We start from the raw sequence: 23,851 nt of genomic DNA on the forward strand, positions 1-23,851 counted from the left end.
GCCCGGGCGCTCAATGCGTGTCGGCACGTGTCGGCCGGGTCTCTGCCGGTCGGGCCCCGGGTCAGCCGGCTGCGTGTCGGCGGTGCATGTCGGCCGGGCGCGTATCAGTCAGGCGCGCATCAGTCCGGCAGGGGGAAGGTCGAGAGCGTGACGTAAGTGATCCTGTCGCCGTCGAGGGCGATGTTGACCCGCTGGCCCGAGCGCAGCAGCCGCAGCGGCCCGGCGTCGAAGGCCGCCGCGTCGAAGAGGAGCTCGGTGCCGTCGTCGAGGAACACCGACCCGGAGCGGGTGTTCGGGTCAAAGGAGCGCACGGTCGCCTGCACGTCGATCAGCGTAGCCTCCCCGGGGTTCCACATCCGCGCCACCACCGCCGACGACCGCGGGCCGAGGCCGAGCCCGGCCGCGTCCGCCAGGTCCGCGGGGGTGTCCACGTCCCTGCGCACCGACGCCACCCCCGGGAGCACCAGTTCCTTGGCGCCTCCCGCCAGGTGCCTGGCCCGCGACTCACCGCCGAAGCGGGGCCGGAACGGCAGCCCGGCCCGCACACCGTAGAACGTCGTGCCGATCTCGGCGGCGTCCGGCAGGAACGACTCCTCGGTCTCGCCCGCCGCCGCGAGCACGGTCGCGAGCTCGGCCGGGCGCAGCGCGGGCAGGTCGGCCTGGAGCGCGGCGACCGGGTCGCCGGGCGCCAGCCGTACGGCATGAGCCGCACCGTGGCGCAGCGCCGCGTTCAGCCCGGCCTGCGGGTCGTCCACCACGTCGGCGCCGAGGCGCCCGAGGGCCTCGGCCGCGATCGCGTCGCCCGTCACGACCACGACACGCGCCACGGCGGGGCAGGCGAGGGCGGCGGCGACCGTGTCGCCCGCCACCGCGACCGCGAACGCGGCCCGGTGCGGCCCGGCGAGATCGGCCAGCCGCGACTTCGCGATCACCAGGGTCTTGACCGGCACCACGATGGACCAGCCGGGATTCTCCGCCGCCGCACGCATAACCTTAAGCATCCCGCCTCGACAGCTCGCGGAACGAACCGGGAGACTTGTCACGCCTTGTACGAGTGGAGGAAGCCATGAGCCGCCCCGGACGTCCGCCCTTTCTGTGGGAAGCCCTGGCTGTCGCGTTGATCAAGCCGCTGCTCCTGCTCTTCATCAAACGCAGGTGGAAGGGGAGGCAGCACATCCCCCGGCAGGGAGGTGTGATCATTGCCGCCAATCACTTGTCGTGGAGCGACCCCGTGCTGTTCGCCCACTACGCCTATGACAACGGACGCTGGCCGGTTTATCTCGCTAAATCCGGCATCTTCGGCGTTCCGGTGCTCGGACACATCGTCCGGAAACTCAGGCAGATCGCCGTCCACCGGGGCAGCACCGACGCGGCTCGTTCGCTCAAGGATGCCGAGCAGGCGCTCCGGGACGGCGCGTGCGTGATCTTCTATCCCGAGGGCACCTGCACCCGCGACCCGGAACTCTGGCCGATGTCCGGCAAGACCGGCGTGGCGAGGCTCGCCCTGTCCACGGGGGTCCCCGTCATCCCCGTGGCGCACTGGGGGGCACAGGAGCTCCTGCCGTACGGCGAGAAGCGGCCGAGACTGCTTCCCCGCAAGACCTTCTCGGTGATCGCGGGACCGCCGGTCGACCTGTCGAAGTACGAGGGGCTGCCCATGCGGGCGGCGGTTCTGCGCGAGGCCACGGCGGACATCATGGGAGCGATCAATCAGCAGCTCGGGGAGATCCGCAACGAGAAGGCCCCCGACCTTCCTTTCGACCTGCGGCAGGAGATCCCGCCGGCGTCCTGAGCCCGCGGAACGCGTGGAACGGCCGTTCAACGCCAAGTCGGGAAAGCTCCTGCAAACTCCGCCAATATTCCTTTCTGTCAACTGATATCGACGTACGGTGAAGAGATGACCAAGGCTGCCGTTTTCGGTACCGGCTCGTGGGGCACCACGTTCGCCACGATCCTCGCTGAGGCGGGCACCGACACGATTCTGTGGGGGCGGCGTCCCGAGGTCGTCGAGGCCATCGACCGGCGGCACGAGAACCCGGACTACCTGCCGGGTATTCCGCTGCCGCCCACACTGCGCGCCACCGTGCACCCTGAAGAGGCCCTCGACGGCGCCGACTTCATGGTGCTGGCCGTCCCGTCGCAGTCGCTGCGCGGCAACCTCGCGGCGTGGCGGCGGCACATCCCCGGCGATGCCGTACTGGTCAGCCTCATGAAGGGCATCGAACTCGGCTCCTGCAAGCGCATGAGCGAAGTCGTGCGCGAGGTGGTGGGCGTGCCGGAGGAGCGGGTCGCCGTCATCTCCGGCCCCAACCTCGCCCTGGAGATCGCCGAGAGGCAGCCCGCCGCCGCCGTGGTCGCCTGCACCGACGAGTCGGTCGCCGACCGGCTGCAGGAAGCGTGCCACGTCCCCTGGTTTCGGCCCTACACAAATCCCGACGTCGTCGGAGTCGAGCTCGGCGGGGCCGTCAAGAACGTCATCGCCCTCGCCGTCGGTGTCGCGGCGGGCATGAAGCTCGGCGACAACGTGCGGGCGACCCTCATGACCCGCGGGTTGGCGGAGATCTCCCGGCTGGGCGCCGTGCTCGGTGCGGACCAGCACACGTTCGCCGGACTAGCCGGAATGGGTGATCTTATTGCTACCTGTACATCCCCATTGTCCAGAAACCGTACTTTCGGCGAGAATCTTGGTCGCGGCATGACCCTCAGCGAGGTCGTCGCCGCTACCAAGCAAACCGCCGAAGGTGTCAAGTCCTGTGAGTCGGTGCTCGAACTTGCCAGAAAGCATGATGTTGAGATGCCCATCACCGAGGTCGTGGTGGGTGTCGTCCACGACGGCCTGACCCCGGCGGAGGCCGGAGTGCTGCTGATGTCGCGCAGCCCCAAACCAGAACGCTACGGAGTGTGACGACCGCCGCGGGCGGTCGCGCGCGAACGGAGTGAAGCATGAACGACCGTAGGCCCCGGGGTGAGAACACCCGCTCGGTCCACCTCCCGCCGCCCCCCACGCCTCGGCAGGCCGCGCTCGGTCAGGCGGTTTGGAGATCTTCGGCCTGGGCGTTCGACGACTCCGCGGAACACGCCGACATGCTGAGAGACCGCTCGCCCGGCGTCACCTACGGCCAGGTCGACAACCCCACCACCGCCTCCCTCGCCGCCGCCGTCGCCTCCCTCGAAGGCGCCGCCGCGCCCGAGGACGTCGCCGGCCAGGCGTTCGCATCCGGCACCGCCGCCCTCAGCGCCGTCTTCATGACCTTCCTCGGCTCCGGCGCCCACGTCATCGCCCCCGCACCCGTGTACGGCGGCACCTACTCGCTGCTCTCCAGAGTCCTGTCCCGGTTCGGCGTGCTCTCGGACTTCGTCGACTACACCGACCTCGACACCGTGCGCGCGGCCGTACGGCCCACCACCAGGCTCATCTACGCCGAGACACTCTCCAACCCCGCGATGCTCGTCAGCGACCTGCGCGGTCTGTACCGCATAGCGCAGAGGGTCGGCGCCATCCTCATCGTCGACTCCACCTCCGCCACCCCCATCGTCTGCCGCCCCCTCGAACACGGCGCCGACCTGGTGCTCCACTCCGCCACCACCTACCTCGGCGGGCACGACGACTGCACCGGAGGAGTCGTCGTCGGGCGTCCCGACCTCATCGCCAGACTCCGTGACGTCCGCATCCACACCGGCGCCTCCATGTCGCCCGACGACGCCTTCCTCCTCCGTCGCGGCCTCGCCACCCTGCCCCTGCGCGTACGCCGCATGTGCTCCACCGCCATGCTCTTCGCCGCCTCCGTCGCCAAACACCCCGCCGTGCGCCGCGTCGACTACCCCGGCCTGCCCTACCACCGGAGCCACCGGCTCGCACAAACCCTCTTCGACTCCGGCCCCGAAGGCACCCGGTACGGCGCCACCGTCACCATCACCCCCCACGGCGGCTACCGCGCCGGCATCGCCCTCGCCGACGGCCTCCGCCTCGCCCGCGTAGCCACCTCCTCCGGCGGCACCCACACCAGAGCCGCCCACGTCGCCTCCACCTCCCACCGCCAACTCGACCCCGGCGTCCTCACCGCCTCCGGCATCGACCCCGCCGCCGTCCGCTTCTCCATCGGCCTAGAAGACGCCGAAGACCTCATCGCCGACGTCACCCGATCCCTCAACTCCCTCCCCACCACAACCATCGCCTGACCCCCCTCACCCCTCCCTCCCAGGTCGACTGTCCTGGCAGGCCGACGTGTCGGGAGCCGCCCGTGTTGCCCTGTCCCGTTCGGGAGTTGGTTGGCCTGGGAGTGCGAGGGGGCGCCGGTGCTTGGACTGAGGAGCGTCGGGAGCGAAGCGACCAGAGCGACGAGGGAAAGCACCGGGTTAAGAGCCCCCTCGCCGCGCGCCGAAGGCGCGCAATAAACACTGCTTCTACAACTTAAGGGAGTCGGCTGTAGAGGCAGGCCGACGTCCCGGGAGTCGGACGCCCCGGAGTGCTGACGTTCGGGAGTCGCCCGGCCTGGGAGTGCGAGGGGGCGCCGGTGCTTGGACTGAGGAGCGTCGGGAGCGCAGCGACCAGAGCGACGAGGGAAAGCACCGGATCAAGAGCCCCCTCGCCGCGACGCGAAGCGTCGCAATCAGAGCCGGGTCAAGAGCCCCCTCGCCGCGACGCGAAGCGTCGCAATAGACACAGCGGAAGCGCGCAAGCGGCCTGCTAGATTCGGGCATCATGAACCAGAAGCGTGAAGCTCGGCCGCGGGTGGCGATCGTGTTCGGCGGTCGCAACTCTGAGCACGCGGTGTCCATTCTCGGCGCCGCCAGTGTGCTGGGGGCCATTGACCGGGCCAAGTATGACGTGGTTCCGGTGGGCATCGCTGAGGACGGCCGCTGGGTGGTCGTTTCGGAGTCTCAGCGTTTCGCGATTGAGGATGGCGTGCTCCCGGCGGTGGAGGCGTCTGGAGCCGAGGTGGTGCTGCGGTCGGGTGCGGCGCCTCTGGTGACTTTGGAGCCGGGCCGGGTTCCGGTTGAGTTGGGCCAGGTCGACGTGGTTTTCCCGGTGATGCATGGCCCGTTCGCCGAGGATGGCACTATTCAGGGCCTGCTGGAGATGGCCGGGGTCCGTTATGTCGGCTCTGGTGTGCTGGCGAGCGCGGTCGGCATGGATAAGGCATATATGAAGCTCGTGCTGGCGGCCGCGGGGCTGCCGGTCGGCGAATACGTGGTGGTGCGTGACCGCGATTGGCGGGTGGACCGGGCTCGGGTGCTGAAGGAGATCGAGGATCTCGGGTGGCCGGTCTTCGTGAAGCCTTCGCGCGCCGGCTCCAGCCAGGGCATCTCCAAGGCCCACGATAGGGCCGAGTTGGAGGCCGCCGTCGAGGAGGCACGTCGGCACGACCCGAAGGTCATGGTCGAGGCCGCGATCGTCGGCCGGGAGATCGAGTGCGCGGTGCTGGAGTCGTTGGACGACGCTCCCGCCACGGCGAGCGTGCCGGGCGAGGTGCTTGTCTCCGAGGGGCATGCCTTCTTCGACTTCGAGGCGAAGTACTACCCGGATCAGATGAGGCTTGAGGCTCCGGCGGACATCCCGGTCGAGGTGGCGGAGGAGGTGCGTGCCCTTGCCGTTCGCGCCTTCGAGGCCCTCGGGTGCGAGGGGTTGTCGCGGGTGGACTTCTTCTATACGCCCGACGGCGAGTTGATCCTCAATGAGATCAACACGATGCCCGGCTTCACGTCGCTGTCGGTCGCGCCGCAGCTCTGGGCCGCCGCCGGCCTGCCGTACGACGCGCTGGTCGACCGCCTGATCCAGTTGGCGCTGCGCCGGTCACCCGGTCTTCGCTAGCGCCTTGGTGATGGGCTCCGACAGCTCGACCATGACACCGGCCGGGGTGTGTTCGCGGGAGACCGTGAGTTCGATGTAGCCGAGGTCGGTGACGGCGGTGAACAGCGTCGGCTTCTTCGGGTCGGGAAACCAGCCGACCCCGTTGACCTCGGAGAGCCGATCCGTGGCGGCCATGTTGGCCGGGCGCGGCACTCCGCAGCGCAGAGCTATGCGTCCTGAATCCCAGACCGCGACGTAAGGGGACGCGGGTGAGGACTCCACGCGGCCTGTGCCGTCAAGGGTCTGCGGAAGGAAGGGGGCGAGTCTGTCGCACATGGCCAAGGCGTCGCCCGTGGGTTTCGGCGGCTCCACGTGGACCGCGCCGCCGCACCCGCCCAGGGTGAGTACGGCGAGCACAGCGATCAACGACTTGCGCATGAACGACTTCCAGTCAGGAGTTCAGGTGAACTATGGGACACGTCAGGGTACGCGTGATCCCGTGCACTCCCTGAATTCTGGCCACCACGAGCTTGCCGAGTTCGTCGACATTGCGGGCTTCGGCGCGGACGATCACATCGTAGGGCCCTGTGACGTCCTCGGCCTGCAAGACGCCTTCTATGGCGCCGATCTCGCGAGCGACGTTCGCCGCCTTGCCGACCTCTGTCTGGATAAGGATGTAGGCCTGCACCATCACGTCCTCCCGGATTGGATCAACCCCGGAGGGTCACCGTACCCTGACTTGCCCCAGGAGGTGCGTCATCAGAGTCGGAAATCTTGGCGAATTCAGACTGATTGATCGTATTGTTGGACGCTTGCCGCAAAGCGACACCGTTTTGCTTGGCCCTGGTGACGATGGAGCCATCGTCGGAGCGCCTGACCAACGCGTCGTTGTGACAACTGACCTGTTGCTCGAGGGTAGGCACTTTCGGCGGGATTGGTCTAGTGCCTATGAGATAGGACGTAAGGCCGCAGCGCAGAACCTCGCCGATGTCGCCGCTATGGGAGCGCGTCCCACGGCACTCTTTCTGGGCCTCGGCTTGCCCGCCGAGACCGAAGTGGAATGGGTCGACGATCTCGCCGATGGTTTGCGGGACGAATGCGACCTGGTGGGGGCAAGTGTCGCGGGGGGTGATATCGCCAGGTGTGACATGGTCCTTCTGGGTGTGACCGCCCTTGGCGATCTCGAAGGCCGTCCCGCCGTGACCCGCGCGGGCGCGAGGCCCGGTCAGGTCGTCGCGGTCGCGGGCCGCCTCGGATGGGCCGCCGCCGGTCTCGCCCTCCTCGAAGCCGGGGTGAATATCGGCGTGCCCGAATCGGGGCCTGAGGGGCTGAGACAGGCAGCGGAGCAGGTTATCGCAGCGCATCGACGTCCTCGCCCTCCGTATCCGAGCGGCCCGGAAGCCGCTCGGCTGGGGGCGACCGCGATGCTGGATGTGAGCGACGGCCTGCTTCAAGATCTCGGCCACATCGCCTCGGCGAGCGGGGTGCAGATCGATCTCGATCCGGCCGGCTTCCACCTGCCGGAGGCGTTGACCCTGGTTGCGGACACGCTCGGCGCGGACCCGCTCGATTGGGTGCTGACCGGGGGAGATGACCATGCGCTGGCCGCTGTATTTCCCGAGAATATCGAGCTTCCTGAGAATTGGACGCCGGTCGGGAAGATCGCTGCGGGGGAGGGCGTCCATGTGGCCGGTCGTGACTACAACATGAGTGGCTGGAATCACTTTCCGGGAAAATTGTGACAAAAAGGTAGTCCTAGTGTTACATAGTCAGGCGATCGAGATTCCGTACGGGGAGGATTGTGATGAGCCGCCGCGGAACAGAAGATCCCGAACACTCAGGATGGGGGCAGGAACACAAGCCGGAGCTTCGGGATGAACTGGGTGCCGCTCCCGGCACCCCGCGTGGCCCGCTTGACGACTTCGGCGGTCCGGGCACGGATCCGGCCCCTTCGTGGCCGCCGGTGCCCCCGCACGGTGTGACCCACGGACCCGGTCCGGGACAGGGACCCGGTCCGGGACAGGGACCCGGTCCGGGACAGGGACCCGGTCCGGGACAGGGACCCGGTCCGGGACAGGGCACGGGGCACGGCGCCGGACATGGCGCCGGACATGGCGCGTTCCCCGGCCAAGGGCACCCTCAGTCCGGTCCGTACGACCGGCCGTTGGATCCGCTTGACACTCCGCCTCCGGGCGCGTGGCCCGCTCAGCACGATCGGCCCTCGGATCCGCTTGGGGCCCAGGCTCCCGGTGGTCGGCCCGGTCCATATGATCAGTCGTCGGATCCGCTGGGCGCTCCGGCATCACGTGGTCGGCCCGGTTCGTATGACCGGCCGTTGGATCCGCTTGACACTCCGCCTCCGGGCACGTGGCCCGCCCAGCACGACATCGAGCAGACCGGCGCCTGGTGGCCCGCGCCGCCTGAGACACAGTCAGGGCAGACCTGGGCATCCCACGACATGCTCGACGTGTCCAACGATCCGTCCCAGGCCAACGCCGCGGAGCGGAACTGGCACCAGACCGGCGACTTCGCCATGCCCGCCAGCGGCACGTTCCAGCAGCCCCCGCCCCAGCCTGGTACGGCACCGCCCTCCGCGGACGACTCCCGAGGCTGGCCCACCAGCGGCGAAGCCACCCAGGTCCACGGCATCCCACGCCCAGCCGACCCCAGGGCGACACAAGGGTGGCCCCTTCCCCCGGAGTCGTCCGAGACCAGCGTGCTGGGCACGCAGATCTGGCCCCCGTCGTCCGCCGCCGACCAGCCCCCGGGCGAGGGCGCCGCCGTACCCGCGGGCGATGCCGTACCGGCGGCGGAGGAGCGGACCGGATTCCTCGCGTCCGGGTGGTCGAAGGACGACGGCGACAGCGACGGCGGTGGTGACGAGCCGAGGCGCCGCCGGCGTCGCCGCCGCGCCGCCGCGGCCGACGGAGACTGGGGCGACGACGAGCCGCCGCGGCGAGGCAAGGCCAAAATGGCGCTGCTCGCGGGCGCCGCCGCGGCGATCGTGCTCACCGGGACCGTGCTCGCGGTCAACCTGATGTCGGGCGAGGGTCAGGCCGCAGGAGACTGTGCGGCGAGGGGGGACTGCGCGGCCACCTCGCCCGCCGCCCCGCTCCCGGAAGACAGCTCCCTCGACGGCATCACCGATGAGCCTCTCGCCGAGGACAGCGGCACACCGGAGGAGCCCGAGCCGGAGGAGAGCGCCGCCCCCAGCGCCACCGCCCCTGCTCCGCGCAGGCCCACGGCGGCACCGGCCGCGCCCGAGCGCAGGCCGACTCCGGTCAAAACCCGCCAGACCGAGGGCGCCGACGACCCGTCGGACGAGCCCGAGCCGGAGCCGGAGCCCGAGCCCGAGTACTCTCCCAGCGAGAGCCCCACGGAGCCCGGTGTGGACATCAGCCACGTCCCCGCCCCCGGGCCCACCTCCGCCCCGACGCACAGCGAGCCCACGGTGGGGGTCTCGGGCGGTTCGATGCGCATCAACTACGGTGTCGTCAGCGAGTCGTCCCGCGAATACACCGCCGCGCTCGTCGTCATGAACGACGCCAAGGCCGTGCTCGACGGCTGGCGTGTCAGCCTGCCCGTCCACGCCGAAGTCGCCCAGGTGAACGGCGGTACGTGGCGCCAGCAGGGCGACACGCTCACCATCGCGGGATCCGGGGGCCTGAGGCCCGGCCAGGAGTACGTCATCACTTTCACGGCGTACGGCGTGCAGGCGGCGCCCAAGTCGTGCAACCTCGCCGGGGGCGAGTGCTCGATCGGTTGACGCGATAAGCCGGTGTGGTCCGCGGCGATCCGCGGTGGTCCGCGGTCATCCGGAGTGATCCGGAGTGATCCGCGGTGATCGCGGGGCGATCCGGGGGAGGGAGTCGACGGCGCGGCTGGTTGGATAGTGCCATGACCGTTGTGACTCCCCCTCTGGTGCTGACCGTCGCGGGCTCGGACTCCGGTGGAGGTGCCGGCATCCAGGCCGACCTGAAGACCATGCTCGCTCTGGGCGTGCACGGCATGAGCGTGATCGCCGCCGTGACCGCCCAGAACTCCCTCGGAGTTCAGGGCTACTGGGAGCTTCCTGGCGAAGCGGTCAAGGCTCAGCTCGACTCGGTGCTCGGTGACATCGGAGTACACGCCGTCAAAACCGGCATGCTGGCCTCCCCGGAACTCGTCGAGATCGTCGCGCGGTCGCTCGCCACCGTCGACGCGCCTGTCATCGTCGACCCCGTCGGCGTCTCCAAACACGGTGACAGCCTTCTCGCCCCCGAAGCGGTCGCCACCATCAAGACCCGGCTGCTGCCCGTGGCCACCGTGGTCACCCCCAACCTGTGGGAGGTCGCACAGCTCACCGGCGTTAAAGTCCAGGACGAACGCGACATGCGCCGCGCCGCCGACGCCATCTTGGCCCTCGGTCCCCGCTGGGCCCTGATCAAGGGCGGCCACCTACCCGGAGCCCCCGTCGACCTGCTCACCGACGGCACCGCCCTGCACACCTTCGGAGCCCCCCGCCACAACAACCGCCACACCCACGGCACCGGCTGCACCCTCGCCTCCGCCATCGCCTCGCATCTCGCCCTCGGCCACGAGGTGCCCGAAGCCGTACGGCTTGCCAAGGAATACGTCACCGGCGCCATCGCCCAAGGCTTCCCCCTCGGCTCCGGCATCGGCCCCGTCGACCACGCCTGGCGCTGGCGCCCCTAATCCCCTCGGCGGTGGTCAACAGTCATAGCGTGCCTCGCGCCCGTGGTGAGGCACGTCGTTTCCGACTTACGAGGTCAACTGCTTACGTGCGTTGCGACCGGTGTGGGTCGGTCTCGCGCCATGCTCGGGCTGATTGATCTCGGCCCACACCGCATCGAGGGAGAGGCCGAGGACATCGGCGATCGCCGCGATGGTCGGGAAGGCGGGGGTGGCGACGCGGCCCGACTCGATCTTCCGGAGGGTCTCCGGTGAGACGCGTGCATCGAGCGCGATCTCGAGCATCGAGCGTTCGCCCCTGGCGCGACGCAACAGGGCGCCGAGGCGCTGTCCGCGCTCGACCTCTGCGGGTGTGAGCGGCAACCTGACCATGACGCCGATTCTAGTACCGGGATAATATGGCCGGTATAGTTATTGGTCGCGTGAGAGAGGTGCCGCATGATCGAGATCCTGAACGCCGCCGAACTGGCCCGAGCGAGGGACACCGGCGCCCTGGTCGCTGACATCCTGCAGACGTTGAAGAGCCGAAGCACGGTCGGCACGAACCTCATGGACATCGACCGGTGGGCCAAGGACATGATCGTCGATGCCGGCGCGCTGTCCTGTTACGTCGACTACGCGCCGTCCTTCGGACGCGGGCCGTTCGGCCACTACATCTGCACGGCCGTCAACGACGCCGTGCTCCACGGACGGCCATACGACTACACGCTTGCCGACGGCGATCTGCTGTCGCTCGACCTCGCCGTCTCCCGAGGCGGATTCGCCGCAGACGCTGCCATCAGCTTCATCGTGGGCGGGTCAACGCCCCCGGAGAGCGTCGCGATGATCAGCGCGACCGAACGCGCGCTGGCCGCGGGGATAGCCGCTGCCAGGCCCGGGGCTCGCACCGGTGATATTTCCCACGCCATCGGTTCGGTCCTCATTGAGGCGGGCTATTCGATCAACACCGAGTACGGTGGCCATGGCATCGGATCAACGATGCACCAGGACCCGCACGTTTCAAATGCCGGACGGCCCGGCCGTGGCTACACACTGCGCCCCGGGCTGCTGCTGGCCCTGGAGCCGTGGATCATGGCGGACACCGCCGAGCTCGTCACCGATGCCGACGGGTGGACGCTCCGAAGTGCGACAGGCTGCCGGACGGCACACAGCGAGCACACGATCGCCATCACCGGCGACGGAGCCGAAATCCTCACCCTGCCGAAGCAGGCGTGACCGTGAGGTCGAAGCCGCGCCCGCCCCGGTGCTCCTGGCGCCTCACCGCGAATCACCGGTGAAAAGGAAGGCTTTCGATGCCTCACCTCGGTGCCGCGCTGATCCTCGACCCGGTCGCAGCGCCGAGATGCCTGGCCGATCAGTGAGGTCGCGGCGCGCTTTCAGGTGAGACACGCGACGGCCCGGTGCCCTCGTGGGAGGGACCGGGCCGTCGCGAGAAAGTGGTGGGTCAGCGCGTGACCTTGCCCGCCTTGATGCAGGAGGTGCACACGTTGAGACGCTTCGGCGTGTTGTTGACCTTGGCCCGGACCGTCTGGATGTTGGGGTTCCAGCGGCGACGGGTGCGGCGGTGCGAGTGCGAGATGTTGTTGCCGAAGATCGGCCCCTTGCCGCAGACGTCGCATACGGAAGCCACGGTATCGCTCCTTAGATCAGTCGATAAGCCCGATCCGCAGCCGCGCGGGGGCGTCATCGGGCAGGCCGGGACAACCGGCTGGCCACACGAGGATATCCGATGCCCGTGGGTGCACGCGACGCGAGGCCGCAGGGCAGGGCATGGACGTGGATAATCTCCGCCCCTAACCGTAGCGCATCGGCGGGCCCCGCATGCAGGGGTTCTCGGCTGGGCGGCCTCCCGGCGTGCGGCGGGCCGGCACGAGCTCGCTGAGGGCACGAGGGGGCACAAGGGGGGCGCGAGGGGTGCTCAGAGGTGTCGAATAGCCGACAGTGTCATAGGCAGGCGGTAGAACTGGTTGGTGTGAGCCGCTTTGACGAGCCCCTGGCCAAGGCGTTGGACCCCAAGACGGCCAAGCTGCTGGAGACCGTGCTCGATTTGACCACGGTCGGCGATCTGCTGCGCCACTACCCGCGGCGCTATGCCGAGCGGGGTGAGTTGACGTCGATCGACGCGCTTGAGGTGGATGAGCATGCCACCGTGGTGGGCGAGGTGTCGCGGGTGATGCGCAAGCCCATGCGCAATCGCGGCGGCACCTGGCTTGAGGTCGAGGTGGTCGACGGCTCGCGCAACAAGATTTATCTGTCGTTCTTCGGCCGGGCGTCGCATGTGGCGGAGTCGCGGCTGAAGCAGGGCAGACGCGGGATGTTCGCCGGCAAGGTGGGGTCCTACGGCAGGTCGGACAGACCGCGGTGGCAGCTCGCCCATCCGGATTTCGAGCTTTTTGAAGAAACAGAGGGATCTGCGGAGGATTTCGCGGCGACACCGGTCCCGATTTATCCAGCGGGGAAAGATGTGACGCCGTGGGCCATCCGCCGCGCGGTCGGCGTGGTGCTGGACACCTTGGGTCCGCTTGACGATCCGTTGCCCGCGCCGCTTCGCGCGAGGCACCGCCTGCCCGATCTGGCCGACGCGCTGGTGGCGATTCACAGGCCGAAGGACTTCAGTGATGTCTCGCGGGCTCAGCGCCGGCTGAAGTTCGATGAGGCGTTCGTGCTCCAGTCCGTGCTCGTGCGGCGGCGGATGGCGGCGGCGGAGTGGCCGGCGAAGCCGAGGCCGAGGTCGGAAGGCGGGCTGCTGGCGCGGTTCGACGCGGCTTTGCCGTTCCAGCTGACCGAGGGGCAGCGCGAGGTGGGGGAGGAGATCGCGGGCGATCTGGCGCGGTCCCACCCGATGCACCGCCTGCTGCAGGGCGAGGTCGGCGCGGGCAAGACGGTGGTGGCGCTCCGGGCGATGTTGCAGGTCGTGGACGCGGGAGGGCAGGCGGCGCTGCTGGCTCCGACGGAGGTCCTCGCCCAGCAGCACCACCGGTCGATCACGGGCATGCTCGGCGATCTCGCGCAGGGAGGCATGTTCGGCGGCACGGGTGTGACGCTGCTCACGGGGTCGATGGGGGCGCCGACGCGCCGGGCCGCGATGCTGGAGGCGGCTTCCGGGGGCGCGGGCATCGTGGTCGGCACTCACGCGCTGCTCCAGGACAAGGTCCAGTTCGCCGATCTCGGCCTGGTGGTGGTGGACGAGCAGCACCGATTCGGGGTGGAGCAGCGTGACGCGCTGCGGGAGAAGGCGGGCGACGGCCGTCCGCACGTGCTGGTGATGACGGCGACTCCGATCCCGCGCACGGTGGCCATGACGGTCTTCGGCGATCTTGAGGTGTCGACGCTGTCCCAGCTTCCCGCCGGGCGGGCGCCCATCTCGACGCATGTGGTGCCGGCCGCCGACAAGCCCCACTACCTGGAGCGCACCTGGGAGCGGGTGCGCGAGGAGGTCGGCCTCGGCCGTCAGGTCTACGTCGTGTGCCCGCGCATCGGCGACCTGGAGGGCGACGAGGGCGACCTGGAGGCTCCCGGGCCGGACGCCTCGGGGGCTGCCGGAGACGAGCGGCGCCCGCCGCTCTCGGTCACCGAGGTGGCGGCCGTGCTCACGGAGGGGCCGCTCGCGGGGCTGCGCGTGGAGATCTTGCACGGCAAGCTCCCGCCGGAGGAGAAGGACGCCGTGATGCGGTCGTTCGCCAAGGGCGAGGTGGACGTGCTCGTGGCCACTACCGTGATCGAGGTGGGCGTCGACGTCCCCAACTCGTCGGTGATGGTCATCATGGACGCCGACCGCTTCGGGGTGTCGCAGCTCCACCAGCTCCGCGGCCGTGTCGGCCGAGGCGGGCTTCCCGGCCTGTGCCTGCTGGTCACGGAGTTCCCCGCCGGGACGCCGGCCAGGGGCAGGCTGGACGCCGTGGCCGCCACCCTCGACGGGTTCGAGCTGTCGCGGGTGGACCTTGAGCAGCGCCGCGAGGGCGACGTGCTGGGCGTGGCGCAGTCGGGCCGCAGGTCGTCGCTCAAGCTGCTGCAGCTGCTGCGCGACGAGGAGGTCATCGTGACCGCCCGGGAGGAGGCGGAGCTGCTGCTCGCCGACGACCCGGATCTGCTCGCCCATCCGGCGCTCAACGCCGAGATCGACAAGCTCCTGGGCGACGAGCGCGCGGAGTTCCTGGAGAAGACGTAGAGGGCCTGATGGGACAGAGGGCCCGGCGTGTCTGGGGGCCTGATGGGACAGAGGGCCTGGCGTGACAGAGGGCCTGAGCTCGAAAAAGCTCAGGCCCCTGAGAATGACCCAGGGCCCAGCCACGGGACGGCCTCCCCCCGAATGCCGTCCCAGGCTGGGCCCACCCTCGGGTCAGGTGCCGAGGGCACCGGTGTGCGGAAGGGCTCACGATCACACCGGTCGGCCTTCCCCTGGGTCACCTTGAAGGCCGCAGAACCCATCATGATGGTCGCGCCCGGTGAGAGGAACGACCCTTACACATTCGTCGCCGACACTTGCTGACTCTTGACTCGATCTACGCGGCCATGGGTTCCGCGGGATGGCACTGGAGGCCTCTGACCTGGGTGTTCGTCGGCTCTGGCGGGTGTGGTGCCATGTGCCTGGAGGGAATGCCGACGTCTTTGCGCAGTGGTGGGCGGGCCACAATGGAGCTGTGACACGAGTGATCGCGGGGACCGCTGGAGGGCGTCGGCTGGCCGTGCCCCCGGGGAGAAGCACGAGGCCGACGAGCGACCGCACGAGGGAGGGGCTGTTCTCGACGGTGGGGTCGCTCATCGGCCCGCTGGCGGGGCTGCGGGTCCTCGATCTCTACGCCGGGTCGGGGGCCATCGGGCTGGAGTCGCTGTCGAGGGGCGCGGCGCACGCGACGCTGGTGGAGTCCGACGCCAAGGCCGTGCGCACGATCAAGGCCAATGTCGCGTCGCTGGAGTTGCCGGGGGCCGAGGTGGTGGCCGACCGGGTGGAGCGGGTGCTGGCCAGGCCGTGCGCGGAGCCGTACGACTTCGTCTTCGCCGACCCGCCCTACGCGCTGGGCGACGGGGCGCTGCGGAGCGTGCTGGACCTCCTGCTTTCCCAGGGCTGGCTGGGCGAATCCGCGCTTGTGGCCATCGAGCGGGAGAGCCGCGGGGAGGATCTCGCATGGCCTGAGGGGCTGACTGAGGAGAGGGTCCGTCGTTACGGTGAAGCGGCGGTTTGGTACGGTCGCGCCGCTGGGAACCCATAGATAGTTGGGGGTGCGCCTTGCGCAGAGTCGCCTGCCCTGGGTCATTTGACCCTGTCACCAACGGTCATCTCGACATCATCGGCCGGGCCTCCCGGCTGTACGACGAGGTGGTCGTCGCGGTGCTGATCAATATCGAGAAGAACAGCCTGTTCACGGTGGAAGAGCGGATTGAAATGCTCACGGCCGTGACCAAGGAATACGGCAATGTCAGGGTGGAGAAGTTTCACGGCCTTCTCGTTGACTTCTGCCGTCAGCATGATATTCCGGCGATCGTCAAGGGCCTGAGGGCGGTCAGCGACTTCGACTACGAGCTCCAGATGGCTCAGCTCAACTACCGGATGTCCGGGGTCGAGACGCTTTTCATGTCCACCAACCCCGAGTACTCCTTCCTGTCCTCCAGCAGGATCAAGGAGATCACGAGGTACGGCGGGGACGTGACGGGCCTTGTCCCCGATCTCGTGCACAACGTCCTGGTCGAGCGGATGAGAGGCTGAGTCACGGGCACCGCCGGCGGGCGGCTCCCGGGAAGTCGGGGTGTCCAATCGCTGGTAGTATTCTGCTTCGGCCTTGCACGACGGTGATATTTCGCCATGCCTAGCGAGAAGCAGGATGAGCCCGCACAATCTTGACCCCCGCGCCCCTTGGGTGCTCTCGACCCACGAGCTGGGTCGGCGACCCGGGTCGATGTTGCGCAGACATCTGTCTCTTCCGGCACCGGCGGAGCTCGGCGTCGACATGATCGGCGTCCTCAAGGACGCCGAGGTCGAGCTGGAGATCCGGCTTGAAGCGGTCATGGAAGGCGTGCTCGTCACGGGCACGGGGCGCGCTCCGCTGAGCGGAGAGTGCTCGCGCTGTCTGGAACCGTTGTCCTCGGAGATCGAGGTCGACTTCCAGGAGCTCTTCTTCTACTCGGCGGAGGACACCACCGAGGACGACCTGCTGCTCGACGGTTATCTGCTCGACCTTGAGCCGGTGTTCCGTGACGCGGCGGTGCTCATGCTTCCGCTGCGCCCCCTGTGTCGTGACGACTGCGAGGGGCTCTGCGTGGAATGCGGGATCAAGCTGTCCAAGGCGGGTGCAGACCACCGGCACGATCTGATCGACGCCAGGTGGGCCGCACTGCAAGGTCTCGTAACGGAAAACGACAAGGATCAGGAGGGCTGACGTGGCCGTCCCCAAGCGGAAAATGTCGCGGAGCAACACTCGCTCCCGCCGCGCGCAGTGGAAGACCGCCGCGGTTTCGCTCGTGAGCTGCCCCCAGTGCCGCTCGCCCAAGCGGCCGCACCAGGCGTGCCTCAACTGCGGCACCTACAACCGTCGGCAGGTCATCGAGCCGTCGGCCTGATCACGCTGAGAGCTGACGGGATGCCGACCGGGGGAATGCGCGGACGCGCACCGGTCGGCGTTACCGTTTGAGAGGTGTTTAGCGGTGGCGGCCGCCCGCGGCCGTGGTGGACGCCGGAACCTGCCGCAGAACTCCCGGCGCCCACCACGTTCTCGGGCATCTCATCCTTTCCCCTTCGCCATCGCGCCCCGCGGAAGAGATTTGTGCGGGACTACATGGAAATGCGGCAGATGCCCGAGGAGGAGACATGGGCGGAGCACCCAAGCCGGTGGCCGTGGAGGTCGCCAGGGACGAGCTGGAGCGGGTTCTCGATATCAGACTTGACCCGCAGATCCTTGAGCGGGCGCTGACGCACCGCTCGTTCGCCTACGAGAACGGCGGCCTGCCGACCAACGAGCGCCTTGAGTTCCTCGGCGACTCGGTGCTCGGCCTGGTCGTCACCGACACGCTTTACCGCAACCACCCCGACCTGCCCGAAGGGCAGCTCGCCAAGCTGCGCGCCGCCGTGGTCAACATGCGGGCGCTCGCCGACGTCGCCCGCACACTCGGCCTGGGGCGCTTCCTGCGCCTCGGCAGGGGCGAGGAGGGCACCGGCGGCAGGGACAAGTCCTCGATCCTCGCCGACACCCTTGAGGCGTTGATCGGCACGGTCTACGTGGACAAGGGCCTCGACGAGGCGTTCCGCATCGTGCACATGCTCTTCGACCCGCTGATCACGCGGTCGGCCTCCCTCGGCGCCGGCCTCGACTGGAAGACCTCCTTGCAGGAGCTGACCGCGGCCGAGACGCTCGGTGTCCCCGAATACCACGTCAACGAGAGCGGTCCCGACCACGCCAAGTCGTTCGTGGCGGTGGTGGTGGTCGGCGGCGAGGAATACGGGTCGGGCTCGGGCCGCAGCAAGAAGGAGGCCGAGCAGCAGGCCGCCGAGGCCGCCTGGACCCGCATCCGCGCCGACCGCGACGAGCGGCTGAGCTCCACCACGGGCTGAGCGGGATGCCCGAGCTTCCCGAGGTCGAGGTCGTCCGCCGCGGCCTGTCGCGCTGGGTGGTCGGCCGTGAGGTGGCGGAGGTCGAGGTTCTCCACCCCCGCGCCGTGCGCAGGCACGCGCCGGGCGGCGGCGAGTTCGAGGCGCGCCTGGCCGGTCGCGTGATCGCCTCGGCCGAGCGCCGAGGGAAATACCTCTGGCTGCCGATCGGCGATGACATGTCGATGATCGCCCACCTGGGGATGAGCGGCCAGCTCCTCGTCGTGCCGCTCGCCTCGCCGCCCGAACGCCACCTGCGGGTGCGCGTCTCGTTCGCCGACGGCGGCCCTGACCTGCGCTTCGTCGACCAGCGCACCTTCGGCCATCTTATGCTCGCCGATCTCGTACGGCTGCCGCACTCCCGTCCCGTTCCCGAGCCGATCACGCACATCGCACCCGATCCGCTGGAGGAGGTGTTCGACGACGCGCTGTTCGCCCGGCGGCTGCGCGCCAGGCGCAGCGAGATCAAGCGCGCGCTGCTGGACCAGTCGCTGATCAGCGGGGTCGGCAACATCTACGCGGACGAGGCCCTGTGGCGCGCCAGGCTGCACGGGAGGCGGCCCGCGGGGAGTTTGACCGGGCCGAAGACGGCCGAGCTGCTGGAAGCCGTACGTGAGGTCATGCGCGAGGCTCTGGAGCAGGGCGGCACCTCTTTCGACAGTCTTTATGTCAATGTCAACGGAGAAAGCGGTTACTTTGACCGATCTCTCGCCGTGTACGGCCGCAAGGACCTGCCGTGCTCACGATGCGGCTCGGCCGTGACCAGGGAGCCCTTCATGAACCGCTCGTCCTACAGCTGTCCGCGATGCCAGCCGCCGCCGAGGGCGATGCGGGCGTGAGCGGCGATGTACGGCTCACCGCCTGGGTGCGTGGACACGTGCAGGGCGTGGGGTTCCGGTGGTGGACGCGGGCCCGGGCGTTGGAGCTGGGGCTGCGGGGGTGGGCCAGGAACACCCGGGACGGCCGGGTGGAGATCGTGGCCGAGGGATCGCGGGAGTCCTGTGTCAAGCTGCTGGACCTGCTCCGGGGTTGCGATACTCCTGGCCGGGTGGATGGAGTTGTCGAACGTTGGGGCGAAGCACGAGGTACTTTGACCGGCTTCATAGAACGTTAGGGGTCACCATAACGCTCTAAATGGGGTATATTGGTGCGTCGGGAGTGCCCTCCGGTCCATCAATGCGGTGCGGTCAACTTGACCGTCCGTGCGACCGGTGCGACTCTTGATAAGTACCACGCGCACCCCTCCCGCGGCATACGAGTGCGCGAACCAGTCTGGTCACTCAGCGTGGAGGACCCTTTACCATGGCGAAGGCTCTACTCGGCCACGTCGGCGGTCCTGACCCTCGGATGGTCTCGGAAATGCGCCGTCTCCAACAGCGAATCCGGGATCTTGAGGCAGAGCTCATACGGCTCCAGGCACAAAACGACGCTCTCGTGGCGGAAAACCGCGACGATGCGTTCACCCGCCTGCAGGAACGCGAGCCGGCCCTCACCTGAGCGGTCGGAGACATCATGCCCCAAGGGCGCCTGTGTGGCGCCCTTGTCATATCTCCATAAAGATGCCAGTGTCGCAATTGAGGCATTTTTCCGAAATGCTCTATTTTTTGAGTTGTTTCCGTGAATCTATGCGTTCGGGTGGTTGATCGCCACTCCGGGCATTTGCGGCTTTAGTGCACTTTATGGTCGAGCCCTTGCGGGTCGCGACGAGGGTGATGCTTACCGAGCATCCTTCATCCTCGGGGCGATCCAGCGCAAGGGCTTATTGCGGCGCACCCTGTCGCCCACATGCCATCCGGGCAGGTGGGCGTGAGGCTGTGCCGTACGGGCCCTACCTGTCCGCCGGTCCGGCGCGTCTCGAAGCGTGGCCCGGCGGGCGTCGCCGTTCCCCGGGTCGTTCCGCCGAGTCGTTCCGCCGGGCTGTTCCGCCGGGCCGTTCTCCTGAGAGGCGACATAGGCCCTCGCCGCTGCTTTCGCGCCTTTCGAAGGGGCCGTGAGCAGTAGTCTTCTGGCAACGACGAAGGTCAAGGCCAGGGGAGGCGCACGCGTCCGGTGTATCTCAAGAATCTGACGCTGCGCGGCTTCAAGTCCTTCGCCTCGGCCACCGCCCTGCGTTTCGAGCCGGGCATCACCTGCGTGGTCGGCCCCAACGGCTCCGGCAAGTCCAACGTCGTCGACGCCCTCGCCTGGGTCATGGGCGAGCACAGCGCCAAGTCGCTGCGCGGCGGCAAGATGGAAGACGTGATCTTCGCGGGGACCGCGTCCCGGCCGCCGCTCGGCCGCGCCGAGGTCACGCTGACGATCGACAACACCGACGGCGCGCTCCCGATCGACTACACCGAGGTGACGATCAGCCGGCTGATGTTCAGGTCGGGACAGAGCGAATACGCCATCAACGGCGACACCTGCCGCCTGCTCGATATCCAGGAGCTGCTGTCGGACTCCGGCATCGGGCGCGAGATGCACGTGATCGTCGGCCAGGGGCAGCTCGACGCGGTGCTGCACGCCGGGCCCGAGGACCGCAGGGCCTTCATCGAGGAGGCCGCCGGGGTTCTCAAGCACCGCAAGCGCAAAGAGAAGGCGCTGCGCAAGCTCGACGCCATGCAGGCCAACCTCACCCGCGTCCAGGACCTCGCCACCGAGCTGCGCCGCCAGCTCAAGCCGCTCGGCAGGCAAGCCGAGATCGCCCGCCGGGCCGCCGTGATCCAGGCCGACCTGCGCGACGCTCGGCTGAGGCTGCTCGCCGACGACGTGGTGACGCTGCGCGACACCCTGGCCAGGGAGGCGGCCGACGAGGCGGCCGTCCAGGCGCGGCGGGCCCAGGTGGAGGCGGAGCTCGCCACCGGGCAGGCCCGCGAGGCCGAGCTGGAGGCGGCGGCGGGCGAGGCGCAGCCGCGCCTGGCCGCCGCGCAGGAGACCTACTTCCGCCTGTCGTCCCTGCGCGACCGTCTTAAGGGCCTGCTGGGGCTCGCCGCGGAGCGGCGCAGGCACGCCGCCGACGACGCGGCGGTCGAACGGCGCGGCCGAGACCCCGAGGAGCTCGAACGCGAGGCTGCCGAGGTGCGGGAGCAGGAGCTGATGCTCCAGGCCGAGCTGGAGAGTGCGCAGGAGGCCCTGGAGGCGGCCGTCGACCGCCGGGCCGAGGCCGAGGCTGGTCTCGCCGCCGAGGAGCGGCGGCTCGCCGTGCTCGCGCGGGCCGCGGCCGACCGGCGTGAGGGGCTGGCGAGGCTGCGGGGCCAGGTGGGGGCGGCGCGGAGCCGGGCGGATGCCGCGCGGGAGGAGATCGGGCGCCTCACCGCGGCCTTGGCGGAGGCCGAGGAGCGCGCGTCCCGCGCCCAGGCCGACTTCGAGGCCGGCCACGCGGGCGAGGAGACCGCCGACCCGCTGCTCGCCGAGGAGTTCGACCTCGCCCAGCAGGCGCTCGACGTGGCGCGCTCGGGTCTCGACGAGGCGAGGGCCGCGGTCGAGGAGGCCAAGTCGGCGGCCGGAGGCCCCCGCGGGAGGCTGACCGCCGCGACCGCGGCGGTCACGGCCGCACGCTCGGCCGACCAGGAGGCGCAGCGCGCCGTCGCCGCGCTCCGGGCCCGCAAGGAGGCCCTCGAACTCGGACTCGCCCAGGGGGCCGACGGCGGCGCCGCGGTCCTGGCGGCCGGGCTCACCGGCGTGCTCGGGCCCGTGGCGGCGATGGTGGCGGTCGACCCGGGGGCGGAGACGGCGATCGCCGCCGTGCTCGGCGGGGTGGCCGAGGCCGTCGCCGTGGAGTCGCTCGGGGCGGCCGTCGACGCGCTGGAATACCTCAGGGCGAAGGAGGGCGGGCAGGCCACGCTGGTCGTCGCGGGGGTGGAGGCGACCGCCGCGGGGACGGGCGGGCCGCCGCCCGCGCCCGGCGGCAGGTGGGCGAGCCGGGTGGTGAGCGGGCCCCCGGAGCTCGCCGGGGTGCTGGGCCGCCTGCTGGGCGACGTGGTGGTGGTCGACGACCTGGCCGCGGCGCGGGAGCTCGTGGAGAACCGGCCCGACCTGCGTGCCGTCACCCTCGCGGGCGACCTGCTCGCCGCCCACGTGGCCGAGGCGGGGGCGGGCGCCTCGCTCCTCGGTGTCCGGGCGGCGCTCGACGAGGCGATCGGCGACCTGGCCGACGCCGAGGCGCGGGCCGAGGCGGCGGCGGCGGCTCATGAGGAGGCTCTCGCCGTACAGGAGAACGCGCAGGCGGCGGTGGAGGCGGCCGACGCCGCGGTGGCCGCGGCGCAGACCGGGGTGAACGCGGCGCAGGGCGGGGTCAACGCGGCCCAGGTCGAGCTCGACCGGGTGCGGGGCAGGCAGCGGGAGGCCGATCAGCGGGCCGCCGACGTGGCGCGCAGGCTCGCCCGGCTCGAGGCCGCGGCGCGGGCGGCGCGCGATGAGTGCGAGCGGCTGGCGGGCGGTGTCGCCTCGGCCGAGGAGGCGCGCGACCGCGACGCGCTGGGCCTCGCCGAGCTTGAGGAGCGGCTCGCCGCCGCCGAGAGCGCCGACGAGCTCGCCGAGGAGCCCACGACCGACGACCGCGACCGCTGGGAGGCGACCTGCTCGTCCGCCCGGCAGGCCGAGATGGAGTTCCGGCTGGCCGTCCGCACCTGCGAGGAGCGGGTGAAGGGCATCGCCGGCCGGGCCGACGCTCTCGTCAGGGCCGCCCACCAGGAACGGCGGGACCGTGAGGAGGACGTTCACCGGCGCGAGCGCCGCAAACGCGAGGCGCGGGTCGCCGAGGCCGTCGCCACGGGCGTCGAACGCACCCTGTTCGCCCTCGCGGGCTCCCTGACCGCGGCAGCGGCCGAACGCGACGAGGCCGACCAGGCCAGGGGTCGGATCGACGCCGAGCTCAAATCCGTGCGCACTGTCGTCCGCGAGCTCGGCGGCGAGCTCGACCGGCTCGTCAACCGGGCCCACGGCAGCGAGGTGGCCCGCACCGAGCAGCGGCTCCGTCTCGAACAGCTCGAAACCCGCGCGCTTGAGGAGTACGGCGTGGAGGTCGAGGCGCTCATCGCGGAATACGGGCCGACCCTTCCGGTGCCCTCCACCGAGGACGGTGACCCCGTGCCGTATTCCCGGCCCGAGCAGGAGAAGCGCGCCAAAGCGGCTGAACGGCAGATGAACCAGCTCGGCAAGGTCAACCCTCTCGCCCTGGAGGAGTTCGCCGCCCTTGAGGAACGGCACGCGTTCCTGAGCTCGCAGCTCGAGGATCTGAAGAAGAGCCGCCGCGACCTGCTCACCGTCGTCAAGGAGGTCGACGAGCGGGTCGAGCTGATGTTCGCCTCCGCCTACGAGGACGTGGCCAGGGAGTTCGAGCAGATCTTCACCCGGGTCTTCCCCGGTGGGGAGGGCCGGCTCACGCTCACCGCGCCCGACGACATGCTGACCACCGGCGTCGAGGTCGAGGCCCGGCCGCCGGGCAAGAAGGTGAAGCGGCTTTCGCTGCTTTCGGGCGGCGAGCGGTCGCTCACCGCGGTGGCCTTCCTGGTGGCCATCTTCAAGGCCCGGCCCTCGCCGTTCTACGTCATGGACGAGGTCGAGGCCGCGCTCGACGACACCAACACCCAGCGGCTGCTTACGCTGTTCGAGGAACTTCGGCAGAGCTCGCAGCTCATCGTCATCACCCACAACAAGCGCACCATGGAGATCGCCGACGCTCTCTACGGCGTCTCCATGCGCGGCGACGGCGTCACCCAGGTCGTGAGCCAGCGTCTCCGCGAAGCGGGCTGAGGAGGCCGGCGTCCTCGGGTCGACGGGGTTGGTCGACCCGTGACGCGGGTAACAGA

At 69.7% G+C, this 23,851-nt stretch carries 23 protein-coding genes; 18 read left to right on the plus strand and 5 right to left on the minus strand.

Annotated features, from left to right (window positions below; genetic code table 11):
* Positions 1-119 precede the first annotated feature (119 nt).
* Positions 120-989 carry a 2-phospho-L-lactate guanylyltransferase gene (gene cofC, locus BLQ73_RS15670; RefSeq protein WP_338056632.1) on the minus strand — a complete coding sequence of 290 codons (870 nt, stop codon included), beginning with the start codon at positions 987-989 and terminating at the stop codon, positions 120-122.
* A 77-nt stretch (positions 990-1,066) separates the two neighbouring features.
* Here cofC and BLQ73_RS15675 point away from each other — a divergent pair, with 77 nt between their 5' ends.
* The 4 genes from BLQ73_RS15675 to BLQ73_RS15690 all read left to right on the plus strand — a co-directional run bounded on the left by BLQ73_RS15675 (position 1,067) and on the right by BLQ73_RS15690 (position 5,812).
* The gene (locus tag BLQ73_RS15675; RefSeq protein ID WP_093171192.1) at positions 1,067-1,792 is read left to right on the plus strand and encodes a lysophospholipid acyltransferase family protein; all 726 of its coding nucleotides are present in this window, start codon (positions 1,067-1,069) and stop codon (positions 1,790-1,792) included.
* Between the two features lie 105 nt (positions 1,793-1,897).
* On the plus strand, positions 1,898-2,905 hold the full coding sequence (locus tag BLQ73_RS15680; RefSeq protein ID WP_093171193.1) for an NAD(P)H-dependent glycerol-3-phosphate dehydrogenase: 1,008 nt from the start codon (positions 1,898-1,900) through the stop codon (positions 2,903-2,905).
* 38 nt (positions 2,906-2,943) lie between these two features.
* Complete coding sequence (locus BLQ73_RS15685; RefSeq protein WP_093171194.1) at positions 2,944-4,179, plus strand: trans-sulfuration enzyme family protein; 1,236 nt, start codon at positions 2,944-2,946, stop codon at positions 4,177-4,179.
* Positions 4,180-4,702: 523 nt separating this feature from the next.
* On the plus strand, positions 4,703-5,812 hold the full coding sequence (locus tag BLQ73_RS15690) for a D-alanine--D-alanine ligase family protein (protein ID WP_093171195.1): 1,110 nt from the start codon (positions 4,703-4,705) through the stop codon (positions 5,810-5,812).
* On the opposite strand, the gene BLQ73_RS15695 is transcribed toward BLQ73_RS15690, so the two are convergent.
* Both BLQ73_RS15695 and BLQ73_RS15700 read right to left on the minus strand, forming a co-directional pair.
* A complete protein-coding gene (locus BLQ73_RS15695) occupies positions 5,795-6,229 on the minus strand; it encodes a DUF3515 domain-containing protein (RefSeq protein ID WP_093171196.1) in 435 nt (144 codons plus the stop codon). The genes BLQ73_RS15690 and BLQ73_RS15695 overlap by 18 nt on opposite strands.
* Positions 6,230-6,242: 13 nt before the next feature.
* Complete coding sequence (locus BLQ73_RS15700; protein ID WP_093171197.1) at positions 6,243-6,482, minus strand: Lrp/AsnC family transcriptional regulator; 240 nt, start codon at positions 6,480-6,482, stop codon at positions 6,243-6,245.
* Between the two features lie 67 nt (positions 6,483-6,549).
* Between BLQ73_RS15700 and BLQ73_RS15705 the strand changes: the two genes are divergently transcribed.
* The 3 genes from BLQ73_RS15705 to thiD all read left to right on the plus strand — a co-directional run bounded on the left by BLQ73_RS15705 (position 6,550) and on the right by thiD (position 10,486).
* Positions 6,550-7,533 carry a thiamine-phosphate kinase gene (locus BLQ73_RS15705; RefSeq protein ID WP_093171198.1) on the plus strand — a complete coding sequence of 328 codons (984 nt, stop codon included), beginning with the start codon at positions 6,550-6,552 and terminating at the stop codon, positions 7,531-7,533.
* Positions 7,534-8,126: 593 nt separating this feature from the next.
* Positions 8,127-9,557 carry a hypothetical protein gene (locus BLQ73_RS32455; protein WP_093171200.1) on the plus strand — a complete coding sequence of 477 codons (1,431 nt, stop codon included), beginning with the start codon at positions 8,127-8,129 and terminating at the stop codon, positions 9,555-9,557.
* Positions 9,558-9,688: 131 nt separating this feature from the next.
* A complete protein-coding gene (gene thiD, locus BLQ73_RS15720) occupies positions 9,689-10,486 on the plus strand; it encodes a bifunctional hydroxymethylpyrimidine kinase/phosphomethylpyrimidine kinase (RefSeq protein WP_093171201.1) in 798 nt (265 codons plus the stop codon).
* A 66-nt stretch (positions 10,487-10,552) separates the two neighbouring features.
* Here the strand turns inward: thiD and BLQ73_RS15725 are convergent, their stop codons facing one another.
* Complete coding sequence (locus tag BLQ73_RS15725; RefSeq protein WP_093171202.1) at positions 10,553-10,855, minus strand: helix-turn-helix domain-containing protein; 303 nt, start codon at positions 10,853-10,855, stop codon at positions 10,553-10,555.
* Between the two features lie 66 nt (positions 10,856-10,921).
* On the opposite strand from BLQ73_RS15725, the gene map reads away from it, so the two are divergent.
* Entirely contained in the window at positions 10,922-11,698 is a 777-nt protein-coding gene (gene map / locus BLQ73_RS15730) for a type I methionyl aminopeptidase (RefSeq protein ID WP_093171203.1), read from the plus strand.
* Between the two features lie 229 nt (positions 11,699-11,927).
* Here the strand turns inward: map and rpmB are convergent, their stop codons facing one another.
* A complete protein-coding gene (gene rpmB / locus BLQ73_RS15735; RefSeq protein ID WP_093171204.1) occupies positions 11,928-12,113 on the minus strand; it encodes a 50S ribosomal protein L28 in 186 nt (61 codons plus the stop codon).
* A 342-nt stretch (positions 12,114-12,455) separates the two neighbouring features.
* Between rpmB and recG the strand changes: the two genes are divergently transcribed.
* From recG to smc, 10 genes are all read left to right on the plus strand, one after another.
* On the plus strand, positions 12,456-14,651 hold the full coding sequence (gene recG / locus BLQ73_RS15740) for an ATP-dependent DNA helicase RecG (RefSeq protein ID WP_093171205.1): 2,196 nt from the start codon (positions 12,456-12,458) through the stop codon (positions 14,649-14,651).
* Between the two features lie 472 nt (positions 14,652-15,123).
* On the plus strand, positions 15,124-15,693 hold the full coding sequence (gene rsmD, locus BLQ73_RS15745; protein ID WP_093171206.1) for a 16S rRNA (guanine(966)-N(2))-methyltransferase RsmD: 570 nt from the start codon (positions 15,124-15,126) through the stop codon (positions 15,691-15,693).
* A gap of 17 nt (positions 15,694-15,710) precedes the next feature.
* Positions 15,711-16,187, plus strand: a complete 477-nt coding sequence (gene coaD, locus BLQ73_RS15750) for a pantetheine-phosphate adenylyltransferase (protein WP_093171207.1) — start codon at positions 15,711-15,713, stop codon at positions 16,185-16,187.
* Positions 16,188-16,302: 115 nt separating this feature from the next.
* Positions 16,303-16,857, plus strand: coding sequence for a YceD family protein (locus BLQ73_RS15755; protein WP_093171208.1), 555 nt, complete (start codon positions 16,303-16,305; stop codon positions 16,855-16,857).
* Position 16,858: 1 nt separating this feature from the next.
* Positions 16,859-17,038, plus strand: coding sequence for a 50S ribosomal protein L32 (rpmF, locus tag BLQ73_RS15760; RefSeq protein ID WP_093171209.1), 180 nt, complete (start codon positions 16,859-16,861; stop codon positions 17,036-17,038).
* A 247-nt stretch (positions 17,039-17,285) separates the two neighbouring features.
* Complete coding sequence (rnc, locus tag BLQ73_RS15765) at positions 17,286-18,026, plus strand: ribonuclease III (protein ID WP_093171210.1); 741 nt, start codon at positions 17,286-17,288, stop codon at positions 18,024-18,026.
* A gap of 5 nt (positions 18,027-18,031) precedes the next feature.
* Positions 18,032-18,901, plus strand: a complete 870-nt coding sequence (gene mutM, locus BLQ73_RS15770) for a bifunctional DNA-formamidopyrimidine glycosylase/DNA-(apurinic or apyrimidinic site) lyase (protein WP_093171211.1) — start codon at positions 18,032-18,034, stop codon at positions 18,899-18,901.
* Positions 18,868-19,176 carry an acylphosphatase gene (locus BLQ73_RS15775; RefSeq protein ID WP_093171212.1) on the plus strand — a complete coding sequence of 103 codons (309 nt, stop codon included), beginning with the start codon at positions 18,868-18,870 and terminating at the stop codon, positions 19,174-19,176. Before mutM ends, BLQ73_RS15775 begins: the two co-directional genes overlap by 34 nt.
* Before the next feature lie 188 nt (positions 19,177-19,364).
* Positions 19,365-19,559 carry a hypothetical protein gene (locus BLQ73_RS33460; RefSeq protein ID WP_093171213.1) on the plus strand — a complete coding sequence of 65 codons (195 nt, stop codon included), beginning with the start codon at positions 19,365-19,367 and terminating at the stop codon, positions 19,557-19,559.
* Between the two features lie 552 nt (positions 19,560-20,111).
* A complete protein-coding gene (gene smc / locus BLQ73_RS15785; protein ID WP_093171214.1) occupies positions 20,112-23,795 on the plus strand; it encodes a chromosome segregation protein SMC in 3,684 nt (1,227 codons plus the stop codon).
* Positions 23,796-23,851: the final 56 nt, after the last annotated feature.

The sequence above is a fragment of the Sinosporangium album genome, assembly GCF_900100605.1.
Classification (GTDB): Bacteria; Actinomycetota; Actinomycetes; order Streptosporangiales; family Streptosporangiaceae; genus Sinosporangium; species Sinosporangium album.

Bases quoted from the DNA above. Each gene is read 5' to 3' on its own strand.
- BLQ73_RS15675 (WP_093171192.1), top strand. From the start codon at position 1,067: ATGAGCCGCCCCGGACGTCCGCCCTTTCTGTGGGAAGCCCTGGCTGTC.
- BLQ73_RS15690 (WP_093171195.1), top strand. From the start codon at position 4,703: ATGAACCAGAAGCGTGAAGCTCGGCCGCGGGTGGCGATCGTGTTCGGC.
- BLQ73_RS33460 (WP_093171213.1), top strand. From the start codon at position 19,365: ATGGCGAAGGCTCTACTCGGCCACGTCGGCGGTCCTGACCCTCGGATG.
- cofC (WP_338056632.1), bottom strand. From the start codon at position 989: ATGCGTGCGGCGGCGGAGAATCCCGGCTGGTCCATCGTGGTGCCGGTC.
- mutM (WP_093171211.1), top strand. From the start codon at position 18,032: ATGCCCGAGCTTCCCGAGGTCGAGGTCGTCCGCCGCGGCCTGTCGCGC.
- BLQ73_RS15775 (WP_093171212.1), top strand. From the start codon at position 18,868: ATGCCAGCCGCCGCCGAGGGCGATGCGGGCGTGAGCGGCGATGTACGG.
- BLQ73_RS15695 (WP_093171196.1), bottom strand. From the start codon at position 6,229: ATGCGCAAGTCGTTGATCGCTGTGCTCGCCGTACTCACCCTGGGCGGG.
- BLQ73_RS15700 (WP_093171197.1), bottom strand. From the start codon at position 6,482: ATGGTGCAGGCCTACATCCTTATCCAGACAGAGGTCGGCAAGGCGGCG.
- rnc (WP_093171210.1), top strand. From the start codon at position 17,286: ATGGGCGGAGCACCCAAGCCGGTGGCCGTGGAGGTCGCCAGGGACGAG.
- BLQ73_RS15725 (WP_093171202.1), bottom strand. From the start codon at position 10,855: ATGGTCAGGTTGCCGCTCACACCCGCAGAGGTCGAGCGCGGACAGCGC.
- BLQ73_RS15680 (WP_093171193.1), top strand. From the start codon at position 1,898: ATGACCAAGGCTGCCGTTTTCGGTACCGGCTCGTGGGGCACCACGTTC.
- BLQ73_RS15685 (WP_093171194.1), top strand. From the start codon at position 2,944: ATGAACGACCGTAGGCCCCGGGGTGAGAACACCCGCTCGGTCCACCTC.
- thiD (WP_093171201.1), top strand. From the start codon at position 9,689: ATGACCGTTGTGACTCCCCCTCTGGTGCTGACCGTCGCGGGCTCGGAC.
- map (WP_093171203.1), top strand. From the start codon at position 10,922: ATGATCGAGATCCTGAACGCCGCCGAACTGGCCCGAGCGAGGGACACC.
- BLQ73_RS15755 (WP_093171208.1), top strand. From the start codon at position 16,303: ATGAGCCCGCACAATCTTGACCCCCGCGCCCCTTGGGTGCTCTCGACC.